At 62.8% G+C, this 20758-nt stretch carries 17 protein-coding genes and 1 pseudogene; 4 read left to right on the top strand and 14 right to left on the bottom strand.

What is annotated here, in order from left to right:
- Positions 1-49: 49 nt before the first annotated feature.
- The gene (locus tag I6H87_RS02625) at positions 50-1315 is read left to right on the top strand and encodes a lipase family protein (protein WP_081225768.1); all 1266 of its coding nucleotides are present in this window, start codon (positions 50-52) and stop codon (positions 1313-1315) included.
- 766 nt (positions 1316-2081) lie between these two features.
- Here the strand turns inward: I6H87_RS02625 and I6H87_RS02620 are convergent.
- From I6H87_RS02620 to I6H87_RS02580, 9 genes are all read right to left on the bottom strand, one after another.
- Complete coding sequence (locus I6H87_RS02620) at positions 2082-3269, bottom strand: hypothetical protein (protein WP_011614768.1); 1188 nt, start codon at positions 3267-3269, stop codon at positions 2082-2084.
- 395 nt (positions 3270-3664) lie between these two features.
- The gene (locus I6H87_RS02615) at positions 3665-4243 is read right to left on the bottom strand and encodes a hypothetical protein (RefSeq protein ID WP_136227748.1); all 579 of its coding nucleotides are present in this window, start codon (positions 4241-4243) and stop codon (positions 3665-3667) included.
- Between the two features lie 43 nt (positions 4244-4286).
- A complete protein-coding gene (locus I6H87_RS02610) occupies positions 4287-5165 on the bottom strand; it encodes a hypothetical protein (protein WP_041687211.1) in 879 nt (292 codons plus the stop codon).
- Positions 5166-5282: 117 nt separating this feature from the next.
- Positions 5283-9059, bottom strand: coding sequence for an RNA-directed DNA polymerase (locus I6H87_RS02605; protein ID WP_062804588.1), 3777 nt, complete (start codon positions 9057-9059; stop codon positions 5283-5285).
- 171 nt (positions 9060-9230) lie between these two features.
- Positions 9231-10436, bottom strand: a complete 1206-nt coding sequence (locus I6H87_RS02600) for a hypothetical protein (protein WP_011614774.1) — start codon at positions 10434-10436, stop codon at positions 9231-9233.
- A 63-nt stretch (positions 10437-10499) separates the two neighbouring features.
- On the bottom strand, positions 10500-11345 hold the full coding sequence (locus I6H87_RS02595; protein ID WP_011614775.1) for a serine/threonine-protein kinase: 846 nt from the start codon (positions 11343-11345) through the stop codon (positions 10500-10502).
- On the bottom strand, positions 11346-12071 hold the full coding sequence (locus I6H87_RS02590; RefSeq protein WP_041687219.1) for a hypothetical protein: 726 nt from the start codon (positions 12069-12071) through the stop codon (positions 11346-11348).
- 203 nt (positions 12072-12274) lie between these two features.
- A complete protein-coding gene (locus tag I6H87_RS02585) occupies positions 12275-12898 on the bottom strand; it encodes a DUF4145 domain-containing protein (protein ID WP_051398464.1) in 624 nt (207 codons plus the stop codon).
- Between the two features lie 587 nt (positions 12899-13485).
- Entirely contained in the window at positions 13486-14571 is a 1086-nt protein-coding gene (locus tag I6H87_RS02580; RefSeq protein WP_011614778.1) for a PA0069 family radical SAM protein, read from the bottom strand.
- Between the two features lie 148 nt (positions 14572-14719).
- Here I6H87_RS02580 and I6H87_RS02575 point away from each other — a divergent pair.
- Positions 14720-15589 (top strand): annotated as a pseudogene (locus tag I6H87_RS02575) (PA0069 family radical SAM protein); the annotation flags it as partial.
- A gap of 296 nt (positions 15590-15885) precedes the next feature.
- Here I6H87_RS02575 and I6H87_RS02570 read toward each other — a convergent pair.
- From I6H87_RS02570 to I6H87_RS02550, 5 genes are all read right to left on the bottom strand, one after another.
- On the bottom strand, positions 15886-16794 hold the full coding sequence (locus I6H87_RS02570) for a LysR family transcriptional regulator (protein ID WP_010812932.1): 909 nt from the start codon (positions 16792-16794) through the stop codon (positions 15886-15888).
- A gap of 22 nt (positions 16795-16816) precedes the next feature.
- Positions 16817-17308, bottom strand: a complete 492-nt coding sequence (locus tag I6H87_RS02565; protein WP_011614779.1) for a TM2 domain-containing protein — start codon at positions 17306-17308, stop codon at positions 16817-16819.
- Between the two features lie 136 nt (positions 17309-17444).
- Entirely contained in the window at positions 17445-17600 is a 156-nt protein-coding gene (locus I6H87_RS02560; protein WP_010812930.1) for a hypothetical protein, read from the bottom strand.
- 298 nt (positions 17601-17898) lie between these two features.
- Positions 17899-18300, bottom strand: a complete 402-nt coding sequence (locus tag I6H87_RS02555; protein ID WP_010812929.1) for a hypothetical protein — start codon at positions 18298-18300, stop codon at positions 17899-17901.
- A 153-nt stretch (positions 18301-18453) separates the two neighbouring features.
- On the bottom strand, positions 18454-19581 hold the full coding sequence (locus I6H87_RS02550) for a PQQ-dependent sugar dehydrogenase (RefSeq protein ID WP_010812928.1): 1128 nt from the start codon (positions 19579-19581) through the stop codon (positions 18454-18456).
- A 152-nt stretch (positions 19582-19733) separates the two neighbouring features.
- Here I6H87_RS02550 and rpsP point away from each other — a divergent pair, with 152 nt between their 5' ends.
- Positions 19734-19988: a 30S ribosomal protein S16 gene (gene rpsP / locus I6H87_RS02545; protein WP_010812927.1), complete on the top strand. Its 255-nt coding sequence runs from the start codon at positions 19734-19736 to the stop codon at positions 19986-19988.
- A 111-nt stretch (positions 19989-20099) separates the two neighbouring features.
- A complete protein-coding gene (gene rimM, locus I6H87_RS02540) occupies positions 20100-20723 on the top strand; it encodes a ribosome maturation factor RimM (protein WP_051398514.1) in 624 nt (207 codons plus the stop codon).
- The last annotated feature ends 35 nt before the right edge of the window (positions 20724-20758 follow it).

Below are 20758 nucleotides of genomic sequence, written 5' to 3'. Positions count from 1 at the left end.
CACGGCGCCTTCGCGCGCCTGCGCCAGCAAACCTGACAGGAGAAGACGCATGACTCGTCGTACTGCAAGACCGTTGTGGATCCGCGTAATGTCTCGCGCTCCTGGCATGGCCCTTGCCGGGGGCGCGGCACGCGCAGTCCTGGCGATTGCCATGGCGCTGTGTGTCCTGGCTGGCGCGCCGGCGCTAGCCGGCCCGCTCGACGACCCGAGGAGCGATGCCTTCTACACGCCGCCCCAGCCGTTGCCGAGCGGGCCCCATGGCACGCTGATTCGCTCCCGTCCATTCATTCCGGTTGGATTGCTGGCTTACGGCTGGCAGGTCATGTACAAGTCCAACGACGTCAATGGCTTGCCGATTGCCATCACCGGCACCGTGCTGGTGCCCTTTACGCCATGGCTCTCCGGCCCCCGGCCGGTTATTGCGTGGGCTCCAGGAACGCAGGGCCAGGCCGACAACTGCGCGCCCTCGCACCAGTACGCGCTGAGCACGGAATATGAAGCGACGATTGCCGGCGCGACGCCGGCAACCCTCGCCCGCGGTTGGGCGATCGCGATGACGGACTATCAGGGTCTTGGTACACCGGGCGATCACACCTGGGGGATCGGCAAGGCCGAAGGGCAAGCCGTCCTCGACGCGGCACTGGCGGCGCAGCAGTTGAGCGGGGCGGGCCTGTCGGCGAACGCCCCCGTCGGCATCATGGGCTATTCCCAGGGTGGCCATGCAGCGGCTTTCGCGGCCGAACTGCAGCCCGCATATGCCCCCGGTCTGAATGTGCGGGGCGTTGCCGCAGGAGCTGGGCCATTCAGCATCGCTGATGTATATGCGAACGTTAATGGTGGCCCGTTCGGCGGGGTAGGGCCGATTGCGCTGATGGGCCTGAATGCCGCCTACCCTGAACTTGGCCTCTCATCGATCCTCACACCCTATGGGCAGTCGGTGATTGCCGACTTTCGCGGCACAAAATGCCTGCTTGACGTGACTGCCAGCTATCCGTTCCTGTCTGACTCGGTCCTCGTCCAGGCTCCAGCCATCCTGAACCGCGCCGACTGGCTGGCGCGCATGGCGCAGAACCAGAGCGGCAATGGCGTGCCTGCCGTACCGGCATTGGTGTACGCGGGAACCCTCGACGAGATCATCCCCTTTGGGCAGAACCAGAAGCTGTTTGCCGCCTGGTGTGCGCGCGGTGGCAACGTGGCGTTCCGGACCATCGGCGCGACCGAACACGCCACTGGGCTGCTTCTCGGCTTGCCGGTTGCACTGGACTGGATGACACAGCGATTCGGCAGTGTCCCTGCGGTATCCGAGTGCCCATAGGGCGCTGTCCTCGCTTGAATTTCATCTCAATAGCAAACCGTTCGGGCCGCGTACGCTTGCCCACGCGCGTCGGAGAACGCAACGACCTTCTTCGATGAAGGGTAGGACAATTCCGTTTGGGGCTGCATGCGTAAGGGCTTCGATTAGTTAGTGCTCTCATTTGATGCAGGCTGGCACGGCCCACATATGCCGCGGTGAGATGATTGACGGGACTGGACCAGGAGCGGCCATAGGTGTGGTCCGACCCGAATGTCGCAAAATCGGCCAGCTCGGACATCGAGAATGGGAGAGCCGGTGTCTCAAACTGGCCGAGAGCTGCCTGTGAGCCTAGTTAGAGCGGGGTGTCCCTAGCCGGAAGTCGGCCTTGAGCCGTTGCGATATCCCCCCTTATCTCAATGGTCCGATGTAGAAGCCACTGCGGCCACCCATCTAAGTAGGTGCGAATGACGGTCCTGGAATCAGACATGCGGCCGAAAGGGAAGGGCGGCAGTCTCTACTGCCCATTCCTGCTGTACCGCGTTTCGTTTACCAGCATCTGCTTCGCAGCGGCTACTGTAAGTCATGGCGAGGCAGAGAACGGCGCTGTTGGCCGTCCCCCGGTCATTAAGCCGTTCGGATGCCGAAGCTCTCGGTGCCCCTTGCTGCATGATCCTCGCCAATTGATTGCGATGATTGCGAGAGGCAGATCAGGCTTGCTCGAAGGCGAGTTGCCTTGGGGAGATCGCGAACGACGCTTAGTTCGCTGTCGAACCCGGTCGTCCCCAAATTAGGACACAATAACCGGGTCGGCTTCACTGCCGCCTGGCACGAGCATGTCGACGAGCCGCCGGGAGAACAGCACACCGAACTTTCCCCTCCCTTCGTCAACGGCAAGGTCGCGTTGCTCAGACACTTGTTCGATGAACTTGCGTGTCGTCGGAGTAAGGTGAGTCTTCAACTGAGCCAACATGCTGTCTACGACCTGGACTTCGTGCGCCAGTCGGTGCAGGCCAACAGCCTGAATATCGACACCGACTGTGCGCTCCCATAGCGATCTGTAGTGCTTGAAGATGGGAGCGCGGCCGTTGAAATAGACCTCATTAAACTTGAGTTTCTCAAGTACAACATTGCCATGAAGCAGGTCGTTTCTCTCATTCATCAGGGTGTGATACGCCTTGAACGCTGCATGCTTGTAGTCCACTGGAGACGCGAAGCCGATGCAGGTCATGGAGAGACTTTTGATGCGAACGTCGATGGGCTGGCGGATCGCGTTGTCTCGCAGTCTCTCGTCGGATTTTAGTTCGGGCCGCATGAGGGCGAACAGCAGGAGATTGACGAAAGCTTCGGCCATTACCGGGAGCATCGATCGGATGCCGAAGCATAGGCCAAGGCCCTTTGAGTATCTTGCGGCCACCTCAGACCAGTCGGTGTCAAGCTCCTGGTGGGCGCTCGTGATGTCCGGGATTGCCTCATCTTCGGGGCAAAGGTTCAAAGCGTCCAGTTCGCGGAGGAGCGAGTTGACTGAACTGCGGATCCGCTGATACGGATTCACGAACTCGGTCCAGTCTTCGAGCGACTTTCGCAACTGAGCCATCTGCTTGCCGTGACCCGCGAAATCGGCCTTGATCTGAGTGGCCAGGGCTGGCATGTCGGCTTGGCTGATGCCGTGAGTGTCAAGAAGGAGGACGATCGTCCGGAAGTTCGTCCCTTGGAACAGCACCCAACCGGTGGACGTCCGTAGCATCCATTCCCAGTGGATCAGGTTGTCCGAGCTGTCATTCCGCAAAAAATTCTGTGGGCCATTCGGAAGACCAAATCGAGCGCGGAAATAGCAGTACAGATCGCTTGGTGCGACCTCGTTTCTGAGGGTAAGAAACGTCGACTTGGGTGCTCGATCCTTGCGTCGCAACTCTGCGAGGATCTCGGCGAACGGTGGGCAGTCGAGCGCAGCAACGAAATCGGTGGGAAGTGACATGGCAATTCGTTGACGGTGAAAAAAATGCCAAGGAGGAGTACACGGCCTGGAAACGGCTGGAGCAACGATCGTCTACGCGTTGCGTAGCGTCGATCCCTGACCGATAAGTGCCTGAACGTCAGGCAGTTCCGCTACTCGGACACAAGCTGTAGACTACCCGTCCGTGTCGTTCGATTCTCGTTGACATCCGATAGCTGAGAGAGAACTATCGGCCTTGAGATCCGTTGGAAATTCAAGGCCGCACCCGGGGGCTGGAGTCGGATCAAGCAAGTGCGGCCGCACGAAGCCAGAGCACGCCAGGAGATGCAGCCGGATTGATCTTCACGAGTCGGCATCAATTATCGGCTGGCGATTATGATAACCAAGCCAAACACGGAGGAGAAGGCTTTTCACTGCTAAAGCCATTCACAAAAGTCGAGCGATTGATACTCGTTGCGCGTGAAAGAGATAATCTCCGGATAGCCATCAAGCCCGACAACCCTGACGGGCCCAAGCGAGCGTTCACGCATGCAAACCAACGTTGCCGTGCGGATTTGCTCCGAAACCATAGCCTGGTGATAGGTATCGCGCTCAACATGGTACACGTCGCCGCATGCGTACGTACATTGCGCCCGTGCCGTGGCTTGGACTCTGTTGACAGTCTTCCGAAGAACGTTTCTCGTCGCCGCGGCGTATCGATCCCCGATGTAGTCGACTTCATAGAGCGGTTGCCCGTCCGCCGGGCGTTCGGCCACGTCATAGAGGATGTTCGTGATCTCACCTTTGATGATCCGGCTGTCCACGTGGCAATTGTGCGTGTGGATGTAAGCCGGCATTCCGGTCACCGGCCGTCGTCCGGGAGGCCAGAAATGCAGGCGCCATTCCGCCGAATCGTCGCGTCCCAGCATGACGACGTAAAAGCCGTGGGGGTGAATCAGACAGTTCGGCTTCGCTCGCATCAGCCATGACTTGATGGCGGCTTGAAGTGCGGTCACTGGCTCACCCCGAATCAGATCCCATTCCAAAGGGAAGCTAGGCTTAGCGGACATAAGGTGATGCCGAGGTCATGGCGCGTGCGGCTTGCGCTTCTATGTCTGCGATAGGGGCATCGTCTCCGAACATCGCGGCAAGCGTCGTGGGGAGAGCCCCATCGTCATTGGCTGCAATCCGGTAGGCATCGTCGCGTATCCAGGAGAGCTCGTTGACGAATGCCGAAAAGTCTCGATGACTGCGCAGATAGCGAGCGGCAGTGTCCTTTGGGTCCTCCCGGGTGACCAGAATCTCGTCGGAAGAGCCCTCGATGCGGAAGGTCGACAGGCGCTTGCTGAGAAATAGTTGAATGTCAACTAATCCCCGATTGTCTCGCGAGACTTCGATAACCTTGAGGATCGTCGCCAACACCTCTTGCTGCACGTATCGCGCGCTCCAGGCTTGGCGGTCAAAGGATGACGTTTTGCGGTAGCTTGCATATTTGGTGCAGAGGGTGTCGTCGCGGAAATCGAGGAGAATGATCTCGACGCGGATCGGAAGCCGATTCCGCCGTGCCTGCTTCACAAGCAAAGGGAGAATTTCGGCTCGAAAATGCCTGCCGGTTCGCACGAAGATCTTGTAATCGGTGGCCTTATTCGCAATGTCTTCGAGTGCCTGACCGATGTCCTGCGGCAGCAGAATGGCGGTCGCGGCCATGTCGTTGGGATCGACAAAGAAATAGAGGATATACAGGCCCGAGGCGAGCGCAAAGACCCCACCGGCGACAATCGAGATGAATAGACTGTTGGCGGCGTTCCAAACGGCTGTGTTGGGCGCGTAGAAGGCGATCGCAAAGACGCCCACGAGGCCGATGGCTAGAAGGATGCTAGACAGGAGCAAAAAGCTGCGTCGCTGTGATGGCGAACTGAGGATGCCTACGAGGGACATGACTTATTCAAATGGCGATGTTAGGACGATCGCCGGCATAGTCGATCGTTTTGGCGCAGGAACCCGCGAGTTCCTGCTGCGACGTTGGTCCAGCGCACGGATTGAGGCACGCTTCGTTTAAGTGGTGCCCCATGGAACTCGCCGCAGTCCCGCCGGTGGCGTCTTGCCATTCCCTGTTCCGGAGCTCGGGAAGGCCTTGCCACCCGGACCAAAGTCGTCCGTCTCGACCTCGAAAACGCTGATCCCGATCTGCTGGCCGCCATGCATGTGACTCACGACGCGATGGTGCTCCTTGGAGTAGGGGGCCTGGGTCGTGGAGCCTCCATATTCACCGCTATTCGCGAGTACCACATGCTGATACATGTGGAAGCGGAGCGCGCTAATCATGCCATCGAACGTCTTGATGTCCTTGTTCATGGCGGCGACCACGAACATGTGGGACTGGTCGCGCAAGTCGGCAGCGAGGGCGATGTCCGTGGCGTCATAGCAGATGGCGCCGCTGATGGCGTAGGTGCGACTCCCGCTGCGGAGCTCGATGATAGCCTGATACGGCCGCCATGACTCCATTCCTATCTCCCGCTCGTCCTTTGTAAGATGAAACTTGCCCTGGTTGATGACGAGGAATGACCGGCCCGTTTCCCGTCGCTGAGGGATGATCCACTTGGCAACATTGATCGGTGCCCTCGTTATTGGCGACAGCTCTCCTACCATGCCGGCATAGATGATGGCGCCCGTTGCGTCCGACAGGGCACGTAGCAGATCGAAATCCTCGACATGAACGGAAAGCTCGGGGAACACGATGAGGTCCACGAAAGGCCGCCCCTCCGCTTCCTCGCCAGGTTCTGCTTTTGCGTGAGCGAGCGTACGTACGTGCCGGTTGATCAGGACACTCAAAAGGCCGAGGTGTTGCCGATGCCAGGCTCTGTAGTCGCTACCGTCCAGACACTTACCAAACTCCGTGAAGTGCGAAGCTTGCGGCAGCAGACCCTGTACCACCACGACGCGAAGGCGAGACTCGCGCCGCAAGGGGAACTGAACCGGAAAGCGATAGACTGGCACCATGGAGCTGCGTCCGAAAATGGCGTTCTGCCCCTGTAACCGTTCATAGAGTATCGTTTCCAGTATGTCGAAGGACTCGATAGCGGCAGCCTGCGGGATCAGTGGACTCTCGACTTCGAGGCCGGGCCATCGCAGGAGCTGCAACAGCAGTTCGCTGAACCATGGGGTGACGGAGGCGTCGTGGCCGGTAATCGAGCCGGACGCATGATGCATGCCGAAGCGGCGTTTCTGCCAGGTCGAGCGAATGCCTGTGTAAGGGCTTGGCTCCCCGGCGAGCACATAGCGGCGACTGGTGAAGTCGACGTTGCCTAGGGCGGCGGCGCGTAGCACGCGGCCCAGTGCGTAGGTCCACGCCGCAAATCCCTCACACCATTCTGGCGTGGTATAGAGCGCGTTCAGGGTTTCGCGCGATTTCCGCAACGAGGGGCTGACTTCAAGGTGAACGTGCGGATGGGATAGTCTGTCCCAATCGGCACAGCGGACCTGAATGAAGTCCGGTCGCAGTTGTTCGGGCGTATCGGCTTTCCGCATACAGCGCACCAGGCCAAGCGCCAGCTTCAGCAGCGCATTCTCCTGGCGGAGCGGATTGTGAGCGCGGCAGAAGACCACCTGCAAAGGCAGCCAGACGCTGTTGCGCAGAGGGGGACCCGAAGGGCGCGTGTGGTCTCCAGCACCGGTGATATCGGCTGGTGTGCGTTGCCTTGGGCGTGGTGGGCGCGCGAAGCAGTAGTCGTACAGTTCGCTATCGGTCTGACGCAACAGCTCGCGCGCCAGCCGCAGCGCTTCCTGATTTCGCCCCTTGGACCAGGCCTGGATCCCGCGCTTGAAATTCGCTTGCGACCCCGTGATCTGGTAGGCGACATAGCTGAGGGCAACGAAGTCGCCGGCCGGGAGGGTCTGTGCCGGGCCGGGATGGCCCTGTACCAGTCCGGCAACGATCGCGTGACGATGCAGCTCGGGCGTTCCTTCGGGCGGCGCAAGCGGCCGACCAGTTACCGTCAGGAAGAGCGAGGCTTGTTGCTGGAGGTACCACGGGGAATCGCGTCGATTCAGCAGTTGATGTGCGGTGGCCGCCAGCGCGTCCCGGAAGTGCTCGACATCCGGCCCGGGCCCGGCATCGCTATCCCAGCCAATCTCGGTGGCCCCGGACCGGAAGAGTTCGGCAAGCACGTATTGGGCCACGAGGCGCTCGAACGCGACCGGGCAGTCGAGCTTGTCGCGCAGCGCTTCGAGTACCGGGAGCAGGATGTCGGCGGCCGGGTAGATCCCGAACGCGTAGCGAAGCACTTGCACCAGGGCGGGATTCGTGACCCAGGCGGCCGCGAGGCGACGCGCGACGGCTTCGCATTCGTGCGCGACACCGGCCGCCTCCTCGCCCAGAAAGCTCATCTTCAGTCGCAGGCTTTTGACAAGGCGAAACGCTGCAAACCGCGTCAGCGTATCGTCCTTGACCTGTAGCTTGGGCCGTTCGATGAGGGACAAGGGCGAAGACGAGGGAGCGCTTGTCTCGGCCTCGCGGCTGAGTTCGGCCAGTGCGAGAAGGCCGTTCAGGCCCGCCGAGGTCTGTTGGAGCGATTCCAGATCAAACGGGCCACTCAGGCTTTGCTGCAGCAGGCGCATGGCCGCCACATCGCCACTTTCCGCGCTGACGGCCGCGAACTCTTCGTGCTCGGTCTTGCGTGCGTTCAGTTTCAGAACGTTGCGGTCGTCCTCGACATGCTCGTTCACCGTCACGTCCAGGATACGCTGGACCCATTGGGTAATCACGCCAGGGATGTGTGTGTGCGGCAGCCTGGCGTCGACCGAGACGACGATACGCAGATCATCGACGTACCGACAGTAGTCCACCAGAGTGAACTCGTCTCCTTCGAAGTGAATCGCGGTGTTGAGCTGACGTCCAATTTCCTTGTCGAAGTCGATCAGGTAGGCGTTGGCAAAGAAGCCGCTGGCGGCCAGACCCTGCGCCAGACCTCTGGGTAGAGCGCGGTCGCGTAGCAGGGGCGCATAGGTCGAGTCCTGAGGATCCCAGCGCAGCGTCAGGGCTTCGCGCGCCACCGCGAGGAAATCCTCGTCGTGCTTGGGATAATCAGGAAATGTTTCGCAAAACTTCGCATAGTGTCGCCGCAGGGACTCGATTAGTCGTCCAACGTCGATGTTGTCGTAGAAAGCGGACAGATCCAGCTTGACGAGCAGCACGGTGCCACCCTTGTCGCGCGCCTGTTCGGCAAAGTACTTGGGCCGGTCGATGAATCGCTGATAGTCGGTGAAGTATCGCGTGTAGATGTCGGAGTTGCCCCAACGAAACCGGGCATGTTTCGTCCCCGGCAGGAGCTCGGTCCAGGAACACAGCAGGCGGTTTCCATAGCTGTACACGCCCATGCGCTGCGCCTCGGCGAAGTCGGCATGCCCGATGGTGGGCCCCTGGAGCGTTTCGATGCAATCCGCAAGACAGAGCATGAGGGCACTGGCCACGGTCTGCTCCCGGACGGGAAGATGCGCGAGTGGCCGGAGAACGGGCGCTTCACCGGGGTCGACCACGGGATACCAGCCAGGCTCTGGCCGCTGGGGCACGGTGCCGATGACCCAGCGGCCGCTTTTGGGTGCGGGAACCATCCTGGCCGCCTGGTTAAGATATTGGCCTGTGCGCAGCGTTTGCGCCCACTGTTCCAAGGTTTGCTCAAGATCGACCGCCGACGTGTCGAGTTCGAGCGTGTCGGCAAACCAGTTATGTTTGCGGATATAGGTGTGCGTTTTCTTCCAGGCCTGGGCCAGTACGACCTTGTCGGAAAGGAGCGCCACCGTGGGCGCCAGAAACTGATATTTCGAACTCGTCATGACTTGGGCTGTGTCGGGCGCCGGGCAAAGGGCGTCGGCGGCGGAGCCGGGCGATCGGCAAGCCGCGCGTCGCCAGGTAGGTCAGGGGGGCGGTGGCGTTTGACCACCACCGCGTCATCGGGGACGCGCGCTTAGGTCAACCGCTGCGCATGGACAAGCGGGTCGCGCTGGCTATGACAGTCTTCCCCAAAGCCTGCGCAGGCGAGGGCCGTGGTTCCGTTCGAGGACATGCAGGCCAGCGCGGACGGCATCGATGCATTCGCTGGCCAGGATGTTGCGTTGCTTGCTTGAGACGGACTTTTTATCCAGGCGCTCGAGCACTGCTTGGGCGGCGTCGAGCGCCTGGCGGTAACTGGATAGCGTGCTCTCGAATGAACCCAGCGAGGCCGCGCGGGCTTGCGTCCGCAGGCACTGCAGGAAATGCCGGAACGAACTGGGTTCGGCAAAGCCCGCCAGCGTCGGCTGGAGCGAGGAGAACAGGACGTCTGCATGCCCGCTGCCAAAATCGTCCGGTGTGCGCAGATGGTCGAGCAAGCCCAGCTTTTGGGCAATATCCAGATTCTGGATCCTGTACTCCGAGAACAGATTGGGGGCGTAGTACCAGGTGGAGCGCGTCTTCCGGTCTTCCTCGTCAGCGGCAAGGAAGCGATTTTGCATGAAGATACGGACGTTCATCCAGGTCCCCGAACTGATGGCATTCGCGCCTGCGCAGGCGGCCACCAGCAGTTGCTGATTGGCATAGCCGAGCATGACCTGTTTTCCGCTCAAGCGGGCGCTGGCGACGATGTCCAGAATATTGGCGAACCATGTCGGATCGTTCACCAGATAGACCCCCGACGGGGCTTCGGCGATTAGATAGATGGTGCGCGCGGGCCAGGCGTCCATGGCCTCGACAACGGCTTCCACCTGCTTGTCATCGCGAACAGCGTCATAGCTCAGCGCAATGGTCTGCATGGCGCGGGCACTGTCGACGCCCAGGCGCTGGGCGCATTCGCCGACCTGCGCCATGGCATCCAGCCAGGCGGCGTCGACCTTTGCGGCCAGGGCGCCAGGCAGGATGATCTGCTGCGCGCCGCATGCCGCATTCATGTCGATCAGGCGTTCCATGATGTGCGCCACGGTGGCAGGTTGTTGCAGGTTGCCGCCCTGCGCCCAGTGCGCATGGCCGACCAGCCGTGGGTGGCTGGCCTGCGGCAGGAACATCTGCGGGTCAAGCAGGACCCGTCCGCCATCTCTCGCCAGATCCTCCGACAGGCGGACCATTTGCTGCATGTCCAGATCGCGCGGACTCAGCACGACGGTGCCGCCCCGCCATGCGCCGACCAGCACGCGGCAATGGTCCATCATGCCGTGCCCCATTTGCAGATGCAGTTCCACCGCAATGTCCCCCTGTCAGAATCTCCCCGTCCCGAAAACCGTTGGCGCGGGCGGGCGGTTGTCTCATGCTTGGTATTGGACCAACAGTTCTGCGAGCCAGTCACGTGCCTCGGCGGCCGAGTGCGGCCGATGGCTGCGCCGTATCTGCGTGAGCGCCATCACCAGGTCGGCGAATCCCGCGACACCGCAAGGCTCGCGCGTGAGCCGCGGTAAGGGAACGCTTTGCACACGCTGGAAGACCTCCACGTGGTCTCGTGCGCCCTCGCAATAGAAGTTGCGGCCTTCGATGCAGGTATGAAGGGTGACGCCCAAGGCGAACAGGTCGCTGCGCACGTCGACTTCGGCCGCGAGCGCGTTGAACTGCTCCGGTGGCGCGAATCCGGCGGTACAGGGACCGATGGGGCCCACGGTGAGGGCGGTCCGGTCAAGATGGCGCGCGATGCCAAAGTCCAGCAGCCAGATCGCCCCCGTGTCGGCATGGAGGAGCAGGTTGGCAGGCTTGATGTCGCGATGCACGATACCGCGTTGCTCGGTCAGGGTGAGCACCTGGAGGATGTCGGTCGCCAGTCGGACGACATTCGGGTCCTGCAGGCTGCCGGCGTCCAGGTGCTGCTGAATCGATGCGCCGGGGATGAACGACTCGACCACGTACGGGATCGGTTGGCCGCCTTGCCGGGTCATGCCCGATTCCAGGATGGTGGGCGTCAGGGGGCACTGGATGCGCTGTACCGCGCTCAGTTCGCGTTCGAACCGCGCCATGTCGGTTCCCGGATTGAACACTTTCAGGACGATGGCGCCATGCTGCGGGCACGTGCCGCGAAAGACGATCTTCTGTCCCCCCGAGGCAATGAAATGCAGATTCTGGAAACGCTGGAATTCCGCAGGCAGATCGGTCAGGGGCGCGTGCATCTAGTGTCGGCTCGCCGTGTTTGGACCGTCGCGCCGCACGCACTCGTTGAAGAGCCAGGACGCCTGGGAGACCGGATGCTTGCCGCATCGGGCGGGCAGCCGGCTGTCGTCGATGCCGTGGGCCGGCTCGATCAGGCCGATACCTAGGTCGGCGGCGCGGAGAAACAGGTCATCCTTGCCCTCAAGCCGATCGAGCAGCAGGAATGACTCGGAGGCGAACCACGTGTTCTGGAAGGCCTGCTCCAGGCCGCGGCGCCAGTTGCCGATCTTGGCCTCCACAGCCACGAGGCGCTTGATCGCATAGGTCTCGGCCAGTGGCTTGCGCCGCAACCGGTCCCCGGCCTGCCGGCCCACCTCTGCGGCAAGCAGGCGTTCCCATGTCTGCAGGCCGCGTTTCCTGCCCAGTCGCTCGCACAGGACGGTGGGATCGAGGGTGCCGACCTGATGCAGGTAGTGCAGCCAGAACGTATCGCCGCTTTCCAGGTGCTCCCGCGCAGGCACCCAGGCCGCCGCAATGGCGGGATCCCACTGCACGATGACCACATCGGGAAAGCAGCCCGCGATCCTGGGTTCAAGAAATACGGTCGTGGCGCGGTTGCGCGGTGCACGGGCGGGCAGCGTCTCGCAGAACAACCGCACGATCTCCAGCTCCGGCCCGTCGACGGGCGTGCGGAAAGAGGCGAGCGGGTGCTGGGCGGCCGTTTGGCTGCAGGCGTACGAAAACATGGGCAGAGGGATCAATGCCCCTTGCGGGGCTTTCACGTCACGGCGAATGCTACCCGACATTGCGCGGCTAGGCGATCCTCCATTTGCGGGGAGCCCTGGGGAAGGTGGCGCGCCGCGCGGGGAAACCCACGGCGGGGCGGACGGCGCCAGGCAGGCTGAATGCGTCGGCATTTTTCGCGGCAGGCGGGGCAACATAATTACGCTTACTTTGCCCCCGAGAATGCACGCTTCGGGCGCGGGTGCCGCGGTGGGATGTGCTGGGCGATGCCTAGGGCAGTGGTGCCCTGAATCACCGTGCGTTCGATGAACTGCTCCAATGCGATAAGCAAGACCCGGAATTCCGCAGCCCCAGGGGACCACCCGCGATGGGCGGCCGCATTGCCCGCATCGGTAACCACTGACAGAATTGCCGCCTCAGTTTCCCCGATGTAGCCCTTGTCCTTAAGCAGGGCGACCTTCTGTTCCAGCGTGTGTCCGGGATCGAGTTTCAGGATCTCGGTAGTCCGGTCAAAGGCGGTACGCAAGCCCACCGACGCTAGAATGAACGCATCCGCTTCCAGGGCGATGTAGGTCTGGTGCAAGATCTGCGAGAGATGGGCGTCGATCTGCTCGATCTTGGCGAGCCATTCAGGACGCCGGCTGACGCGCTGCGGTGTAGGGAAAGTCGTGACGGTACGCGGGTGATAGATTTGCTCCTTGCCGTCGGCACCAGTGCGGCCATCCCCAATCTTCGGAATTCCAACTGCTGGACCAGTAGAGCACGGTCTTGCAACCCAAGCACTGCAGTAGTCGATGATCCGTCTGGCCGTTGACGCTATGCGGTCCATCCGTCCATTCCCACGGTACTTTGACCTCTCCATGGACACTACATTCGCGTTCGCCGTAGCATTCCGGGCAATGGGCAGTCATGGCAGATTACGGTTGGTACGTGGGTGATATTGGACAATGTGCTCGTGGTTTGTGGTGCACATGCGCAAGTCCTTTACGGGTATATGACCTTCTGGAAGGCTGCATGCGGGTCCACTCTAGCGACATGGTCGCGGTTGAGCCGGGCGAAGCACTTTGGGAACTGTTGCGTTTTCGCGACGGTGGGTTCACGTGGACGTCCGCGATTTCTTGGGGCGAACTCGTTCGGTTGGTGACTACCTAGTAGGACTCCTAGACCTCCATGGTTCGCCCCATCAATCGCATGGCGCCCGTGCCAAACGCACTATCCACAGACTATCCACATGTTAATAACAGCTTATCCACAGCCTGGCTGATGGCCTACCGTCGTTTTGGGTTTGCACAAGCCGGCGGCTAGCGCACCTCACTTTTGCGGTTCGAGAGCGCCTCCAGTCCGCCTCGGCAAACACCTGTGGTGGCAGCCGCGAGTTTATGGCTGGCGAAGTCACCTCAAGTATTCCTGACTGCCTCAGAATAAGCTTCCCTGGGGCGAAGGATTAATGGGTGCCTGGAATAGGTCGGTACGCAGTTTTCTGCGTTCCTGATTGAGGCCGAGCCGATTGCATGCAAGCTCGAATCGTTTGGCAATCAGCTCTGAGAATATGCCCGTGCCGCGCATTCTGCGCCCGAATTCGGCGTCATAATGCTTGCCGTCTCTCATGCTTTCAATAATGCTCAGGACATGATTCTTCCGTCCGGGGTAGTGTTGCTCGAGCCATTCGATGAAGATGTCGTGCACCTCCAGCGGTAATCTGAGCAACACATAAGCGGCAGCGGACGCACCGGCATTTGCAGTTGCGCTTAGGATATTCTCCAGTTCATAATCGTTAAGCGCGGGAATCATAGGCGCGGCCAATACACCGGTGGGTATCCCGGCAGCAGTCAGCATGCGAATAGCGTCCACTCGCCTAGATGGGGTGCTGGCACGCGGCTCCATCCTCCTAGCAAGCTCCGCATCCAGCGTGGTGACGGAGAGATAGACGCGAGCGAGACCCTTCTCCGCCATCCGCGAGAGGATGTCGATGTCGCGTGTCACGAGATGCGACTTGGTAGTAATCGCTACCGGATGATTGAAAGCCTCGAGCACCTCGAGGATTCTGCGAGTCAGCTGGTGTTCTCGCTCAATAGGCTGGTATGGGTCAGTATTGGTACCGAGGGCAATTACGCTAGGTATATAGGTACGTTTTGAAAGCTCTTTCTCGAGTAACACAGCAGCATTTGGCTTCGCAGTAAGCTTGGTCTCAAAATCAAGGCCGGGGGAAAGGCCTAAATATGCATGCGTAGGCCGGGCAAAACAGTACGAGCAACCATGTTCACATCCCCGGTATGCATTAATCGACTGGTCAAATGGGACATCTGGCGATTGGTTTCTCGAGATGATTGATTTTGCATCCTCAAATGCTACAGTTGTTTTGGGCGCGGGGCGTTCACCCTCGAGCTCTAAAATGGCTGCAAGTGCATCGTCGTCGTGCGCTCTGTCCCAATTGTCGAACCTGGATTCAATGTTGGACAGCGCGCCTCGGCCCTTGCGAAGTCCCGGGCGAAGTGATGTCATCAGCGCCTCTCTTAAGTCTTGATGCACTGTATATATATACAGTATTTGGCCGTGAAAAACAATGTTCGCGCCCCCCCACCATCGCACGGAAAAAATACCCAGAGAGGTTGATGGCACAGGGAGTTACCAACTAACGTGAACAAAATGACGGACCATAAAACACGGCTGCATCTACTGCTTCGCCCGGCCGACGCACGCCTACCTGGACCTGTCGCCAGGGCTGGACTTTGAAACGCAGCTTTATGCCAAAGCCAACGCCGCCGAGCGGTTGCGCGAGGCGCTGGCACGGCCGTCTTACCGCTGCGAGACCATCGCGCTGGGCGTCAACACCGACGCCTACCAGCCGATCGAGCGCGAACAGCGCATCACGCGCGGCGTGCTGGAGGTGCTGAACGAGTGCGACCACCCGGTGGCGCTGATTACCAAGTCGTCTCTGATCGAGCGCGATATCGACCTGCTCGCGCCGATGGCGGCGAAGCGGCTGGCGGTGGCGGCGGTCACCATCACCACGCTGGATGCTGGCATCGCGCGCACGCTGGAGCCGCGCGCGGCCACGCCGTCACGCCGGCTGCGCACCATCCGCACGCTGACCGACGCCGGCATCCCGGTGGGTGTGAGCATCGCCCCGGTGATCCCGTTCATCACCGAACCCGACCTGGAGCGTGTATTGGAAGCGGCGCACGAAGCGGGCGCCGTCTATGCAAACTACATCGTGCTGCGGCTGCCCTGGGAAGTGCGGCCTCTGTTCGAGGAATGGCTGCTGGCGCATTTTCCCGAGCGCGCGGAACGGGTGATGAACCGCGTGCGCGACATGCGCGAGGGCAAAGCCTACGATGCCAGCTTTGCCTCGCGCATGCGCGGTACGGGCGTGTGGGCGGACTTGCTGCGCCAGCGTTTCTACAAGGCCGCCGAACGGCTAGGGTTTCGTTACAACCGGTTCGAGCTGGATACGTCGCGTTTCCGCCCGCCAGTCAGGGGGCCCCGCGGCAAGGACGATCCGCAGGGTTCGCTGTTCTGAGTCTTCCGGGCGCGTTCGGTGGCCTGCTGGTCGCCGATCATGCTGCTGGCGAGTTCCAGCGCGGCCTTCGCGCTCGATGGCGGCAGTCCCGAGGACAGCGCCAGCCTGACAGCGATCGCCGCCAGGCGTCCTTCCTCATAGGTTGGCATGTCGATGCTTGCTCCTTTGCGCCAGGGTGTGGCCCCGCCGCGCGTGACGCCGCCGGAATCGGTCGGCTCTAACAGTATGGGCGAATTGGCGGAAAGGAGAGCCGCCGTTTGCGCCGGCCTTGATCGTGCGCAAGCGCGCAGTGCGCTCTAGGTATCGGGCCGGTCCCAATAGGGCGGGTTGCCGAAGCGCTCGGCGAAGAAATCCACGAAGGCGCGTGTCTTGGGCGGTACCAGGTGCCGGCTGGGAAACACTGCCCAGATCGACACTGCCGGCACCACCGGGTATTCGTCCAGTACTGTCACGAGCGCGCCGCTGCGCAACAGCGGGCCCACATCCCAGGTCGACTTGAGCGAGATGCCGACGCCGGCCACCACCGCATCACGCAGCACTTCGCCGTTATCCACGCGCAGGTTGCCGCGCACGTGCACCACGGTCTCGCCCAGCGGCGTATTGAAGCGCCACGCCGACTGGTCGGCCAGCACCAGGCAGTTGTGCTGGCGCAGGTCGTCCGGGTGGCGCGGCACGCCGTGGCGCTGCAGGTAGGCGGGTGAGGCGCAGATCACGCGGTGGCTGGGTGCGAGCGCGCGTGCCACCAGCGTGGAATCCGGCAGCACGCCCATGCGCAGCGCCACGTCGATGCTGGCATCGACCAGTCCGATCACCTGGTCGGTCAGGCGCAGGTCAAGCGCGATATCGGGGTAGGCGGCAAGGAATTCGGGCAGCGCCGGCGAGACATGCTGGCGCCCGAAGGACGCCGGCGCGGTCACGCGCAACTGCCCGCGCGGGCGCTCGGCGCTGGTGCCGACCGATGCGCTGGCAAGAGCCGCGGTGGCAAGCAACTGCTCCGCATGTGGCAGGAAGCGCTCGCCGTCGGCGGTGAGTGCCAGCCGCCGGGTGGTGCGATGCAGCAGGCGGCTGCCCAGCGACTGTTCCAGCCGGCCCAGGCGGGCGCTGGCGCTGGAGGTGGACAAGCCCAGGTCGCGCGCGGCGGCCGACAGATTGCCCAGCGCCGCGGCGCGGACGAAGACGGCAATGTCGAGCAGGTCGAAATGCACGGCGCCAATGTCGCCGCGGCAGCTATTGCGACAACGCGCGGGCGGCCTCGACCTGCGATTCGAAGAAGGTCTGGAAACTGATTGCCAGCCCGGCCATCAGCAGGCCGGTGCCGATCAGCAGCGACAGGATCACCAGGATCACTACCGGCCAGCCGGAGCGTGTAGGCTTGCCGAGTTGGTTGAAGCGCGCGTCCCATTTGTCGTCCGGGCGCAGCCCGTAGACGATGGCCGCCAGGAAGGCGCTGATGACAGAGGCTCCGCCGGCGACGGCGAAGGTCCAGTTCAGCGCCGGGCTGCCCGCGCCGGTCGCCATCGAGGCCACGCCGATCGCGCCTGCCAGCAGCGCCAGCAGGTGCACCCAGCCATACGGATCGCGCAGGCCGCCCAGGTAGAAGCGATGCGCGCCCAGGCTGCCGCACAGGAACGCCAGCGCCACCGTCAGCAGCTTCGATTTGCCGCGGGCGGGCGGCGAGGCGAGCGTCGAGGAATGGCGGGCTGGCGTGGCTGCAGGCATGGTCGGATTTCCGGCGGTTGCGGGCCGGCAATGCACCGGCACAGGAACGGCGGCACATGGGTACCGGCCGGCCCACATTGTACGCCGGCAGTCAGCGCAAGAAAGGGAAGTGCGTCAGAAGACGCGCAGGACGGCGCTAATGCCAGCCTGACTGCAGGCCGTCCAGGAAGGCCACCGCGTGCTCGCTGATATGTGTTTCGCCGTAGAGGACCAGGGTCAGGATGCCCATGAACAGGATCGACAGCGATAACTGGCCGGCATGTTCGGCCAGGTCGCTAAGAAGGGATGGCATGATAAACCTCACAGAATTATTGTTATTGTCTTTCTGGAGGCTGCGCCCGTGCCGTCTTGATCGGGTCCGGCAGGAGGTGTCGGGCAGAGGCAGGTCAGTTCGATTGCCGTCTGCACTGGACGGCACGCTGTGAGCCCCGGACAGCGCCGGGCGGCAGCCTGTGCGTGGCACCCGGAAAGCGGGGCACACACTTAAATAGAGACAGGGAGAGCGGGGAAGGAGTTCCGCGACCAGCCGAAAGACCGTTGGGCCGTGCGGCAATAGGCGGGGTTGCGCCGACAGCCGTCAGCAGCGACCGTTATCGGCCATTGTCGCGGCCACGTGCCTGCCAGCCGGGGCCGACGTTGCCTGGCCGGGAGTCGTTGCGGGCTTCATTGGGATTGTCGCGTTCCTGGCCGCGGCCGCGGTTGTCGTCGCGGGCACCAGCCAGCGCGGCGCGGCGCCCGCTCAGGCGGTCGTCGGCACGGGCACGTGCTTCCATGCGGTCGATCTGGGCTTGCACGTGCTCGCGGCTCTCGGCGCGCACGCTGGCCATCTGCCAGCCGTCGCGGGGCTGCGGCTGCATCCGTGCGGACCGGCTATCGGGCCGTACTTGTTGCCAGAACGCGACCTGGGCATGGCTGGTGGCAACCGCGCCGACCAGGCCCGAGGCCACCAGGATGCCAGCCACCAGGTCGCGCAGGAGAGAGCGGGTGAGCATGCGGATTCCCAGGTTCCTGACGCACTGTGTTGCTGTTGGAAGATGGGTTCATGGTACGCATGGGCCATCGGGGCGCCTATGCCAATCCCGTTACCGGTGTAACGGATTGTTTCGGCCACCAAGACCCCCGTTCCGTGGGGTTTTCAGCGGGATTCAGGGTCGGTAGCGGATGCGGTAAATGGCCCCGGCAAGGTCGTCGCTGACCAGCAGCGAACCGTCCGGCGCAACCAGGACATCGACCGGGCGGCCCCACGGCCTGCCGCCGCGCAGCCAGCCCTGCGCGAACACCTCCTGGCGCACCGCCTTGCCGGCATCGTCCAGCGCCACGCGGACCACGCGGTAGCCGGACGGCTCGCTGCGGTCCCAGCTGCCGTGCTCGGCAATGAAGACGTTGTGGCGGTAGGCCGCCGGGAATTGCGTGCCGGTGTAGAAGCGCATGCCCAGGGCCGCGACGTGCGCACCCAGGCGGGCCACCGGTGGCACGAACTCGGCGCAGGGGCGCTGGCTGCCGTATTCGGGATCGGCAACCGTGCCGGCATGGCAGTAAGGGTAGCCGAAATGCTGGCCGGCAGCGGTGGCGCGGTTGAGCTCGTCGTCGGGAACGTCGTCGCCCATGCGGTCGCGCCCGTTGTCGGTGAACCACAGCTCGCGCGTGGCCGGGTGCCAGTCGAAGCCGACGGTGTTGCGCACGCCGCGTGCCACCACCTGCAGGTCGCTGCCGTCGGGCTTCATCTTCATGATGTTGGCGTAGCGGTTCTCGTCCGGCGCGCAGATATTGCATGGCGCGCCGACCGGCACGTAGAGGTAGCCGTCGGGGCCGAAGGCGATGAATTTCCAGCCGTGATGCCCGTCCGTCGGGAAGCGGTCGCTCACCACCGCTGGTGCCGGCGGCTGGTCGAGGCTGGCCTCGATATGGTCGATCCGCACGATCTTCGACACCGAGGATGCGTACAGGCTGCCGTCGTGCAACGCCACGCCGACCGGCATGCGCAGCCCGGTGGCGACCGTGCGCACGCGCGGCCGGGCCCCCAGCGCGTCGGTCACCGCGTAGACCTTGCCTTCGCTGCGCGAGCCGACGAAGAGCGTGCCCGACGGCGACATCGCCATGGCGCGTGCACCCGGCACGTCCTGCGTCAGCACCTCGATGCGGAAACCAGGCGGCAGCCGGACCTGGTCCAGCGGCAGGGCGGCCGGCGCGGACCCGGTGCCTGCCAGCAGTACAATGGCGAGCAGGGAAGCAGGCCGTAAGGTGCGGGCCATGAAGTGCAGAACGGGGCGCATGTCGGGCCTCCTGTCGCGGTTTTTGCCACGATGCCTGCACGGCAGGCGCGCGTCAATCACCTAAGTGTTTGTTTGGCCTCGGTAATTGGGCTATACTCTTGCGTTTCGTGTTCGAACGTCCTCGAACACCCCGTTTTCTGAGGAATCATTCCATGGTCGTTATCCGTCTGGCTCGCGGCGGCAGCAAGAAGCGCCCGTTCTTCAACATCGTCGCCACCGACTCGCGCAACCGTCGCGATGGTCGTTTCATTGAGCGCGTTGGTTTCTACAACCCGCTGGCTACGGAAGGTGAAGAAGGCCTGCGCCTGGCGCAAGACCGCCTGGCCTACTGGCAAGGTGTTGGCGCTCAGCTGTCGCCGACCGTTGCCCGCCTGGTCAAGCAAGGCGCCGCCAAGGCTGCTGCCTGATAGTCGCCTGCAGCGCGCCCCGTCGAGCCGTTTTTGCGGCCGGCCGGGCGCGTTCTTATTGCACACGTGACTGAACGAAAGCAGGGCGCCGCCCGGCCGCTGAACCGACCGCTGGTTCAGCCCCAGGGCGAGCCGCAAAAGGCTTGCAAACTGCCCGCGGCGCTCCTGTATGCCGACCCCCTGCCGGAAGACCTGGTGGAGGTCGGCTATATTGGCGCTGCCTACGGCATCCGCGGCTGGATCAAGGTCTTGCCGCATGCCGATGATGCTTCGGCCCTGCTGCATGCCCGCCGCTGGTGGCTGCTGGCACCGCCGCAGGCGGGGCTGGTGGCGGCCGATGCGTCGCGTGCCCAGCCCGTCTGCGTGAAGATCGCGCAGTCGCGCGAGCACAGCGGCACCGTCGTGGCGCAAGCGTCCGGCGTGGCCGACCGCAATCTTGCGGAAGCGCTCAAGGGCCGTCGCGTGTGGATCCGGCGTGCGGATTTTCCCGCGCCGGAAGAAGATGAGTTCTACTGGGTCGACCTGATCGGCTGCACCGTCAGCAACGAGCAAGGCGAGTTGCTGGGCGAGGTGTCCGGGCTGATCGACAACGGTGCCCACCAGATCCTGCAGGTGGCCTGCGTGCTCCCTGACGGCAAGGCCGGTGAACGGCTGATCCCGTTTGTCGATGCGTTCCTGCGCTCGGTCGATACCGCGGGCAAGCGCATCGTGGTCGACTGGGGGCTCGATTACTGAACCCGTGCCTTCGCGGTGCGGGGTTCGGAAGGGAG

It is taken from the genome of Cupriavidus necator, from assembly GCF_016127575.1.
Taxonomy (GTDB): Bacteria; Pseudomonadota; Gammaproteobacteria; order Burkholderiales; family Burkholderiaceae; genus Cupriavidus; species Cupriavidus necator_D.
This window is presented reverse-complemented; position numbering and strand designations above follow the sequence as displayed.

Excerpts from the sequence above, each read along its gene's own strand:
- I6H87_RS02585 (WP_051398464.1), bottom strand. The coding sequence starts at position 12,898 with ATGGACCGCATAGCGTCAACGGCCAGACGGATCATCGACTACTGCAGT.
- I6H87_RS02610 (WP_041687211.1), bottom strand. The coding sequence starts at position 5,165 with ATGTCCCTCGTAGGCATCCTCAGTTCGCCATCACAGCGACGCAGCTTT.
- rpsP (WP_010812927.1), top strand. The coding sequence starts at position 19,734 with ATGGTCGTTATCCGTCTGGCTCGCGGCGGCAGCAAGAAGCGCCCGTTC.
- I6H87_RS02595 (WP_011614775.1), bottom strand. The coding sequence starts at position 11,345 with ATGCACGCGCCCCTGACCGATCTGCCTGCGGAATTCCAGCGTTTCCAG.
- I6H87_RS02580 (WP_011614778.1), bottom strand. The coding sequence starts at position 14,571 with ATGACATCACTTCGCCCGGGACTTCGCAAGGGCCGAGGCGCGCTGTCC.
- I6H87_RS02620 (WP_011614768.1), bottom strand. The coding sequence starts at position 3,269 with ATGTCACTTCCCACCGATTTCGTTGCTGCGCTCGACTGCCCACCGTTC.
- I6H87_RS02565 (WP_011614779.1), bottom strand. The coding sequence starts at position 17,308 with ATGCCTGCAGCCACGCCAGCCCGCCATTCCTCGACGCTCGCCTCGCCG.
- I6H87_RS02560 (WP_010812930.1), bottom strand. The coding sequence starts at position 17,600 with ATGCCATCCCTTCTTAGCGACCTGGCCGAACATGCCGGCCAGTTATCG.
- I6H87_RS02550 (WP_010812928.1), bottom strand. The coding sequence starts at position 19,581 with ATGCGCCCCGTTCTGCACTTCATGGCCCGCACCTTACGGCCTGCTTCC.
- I6H87_RS02605 (WP_062804588.1), bottom strand. The coding sequence starts at position 9,059 with ATGACGAGTTCGAAATATCAGTTTCTGGCGCCCACGGTGGCGCTCCTT.
- I6H87_RS02625 (WP_081225768.1), top strand. The coding sequence starts at position 50 with ATGACTCGTCGTACTGCAAGACCGTTGTGGATCCGCGTAATGTCTCGC.
- I6H87_RS02555 (WP_010812929.1), bottom strand. The coding sequence starts at position 18,300 with ATGCTCACCCGCTCTCTCCTGCGCGACCTGGTGGCTGGCATCCTGGTG.
- I6H87_RS02590 (WP_041687219.1), bottom strand. The coding sequence starts at position 12,071 with ATGTTTTCGTACGCCTGCAGCCAAACGGCCGCCCAGCACCCGCTCGCC.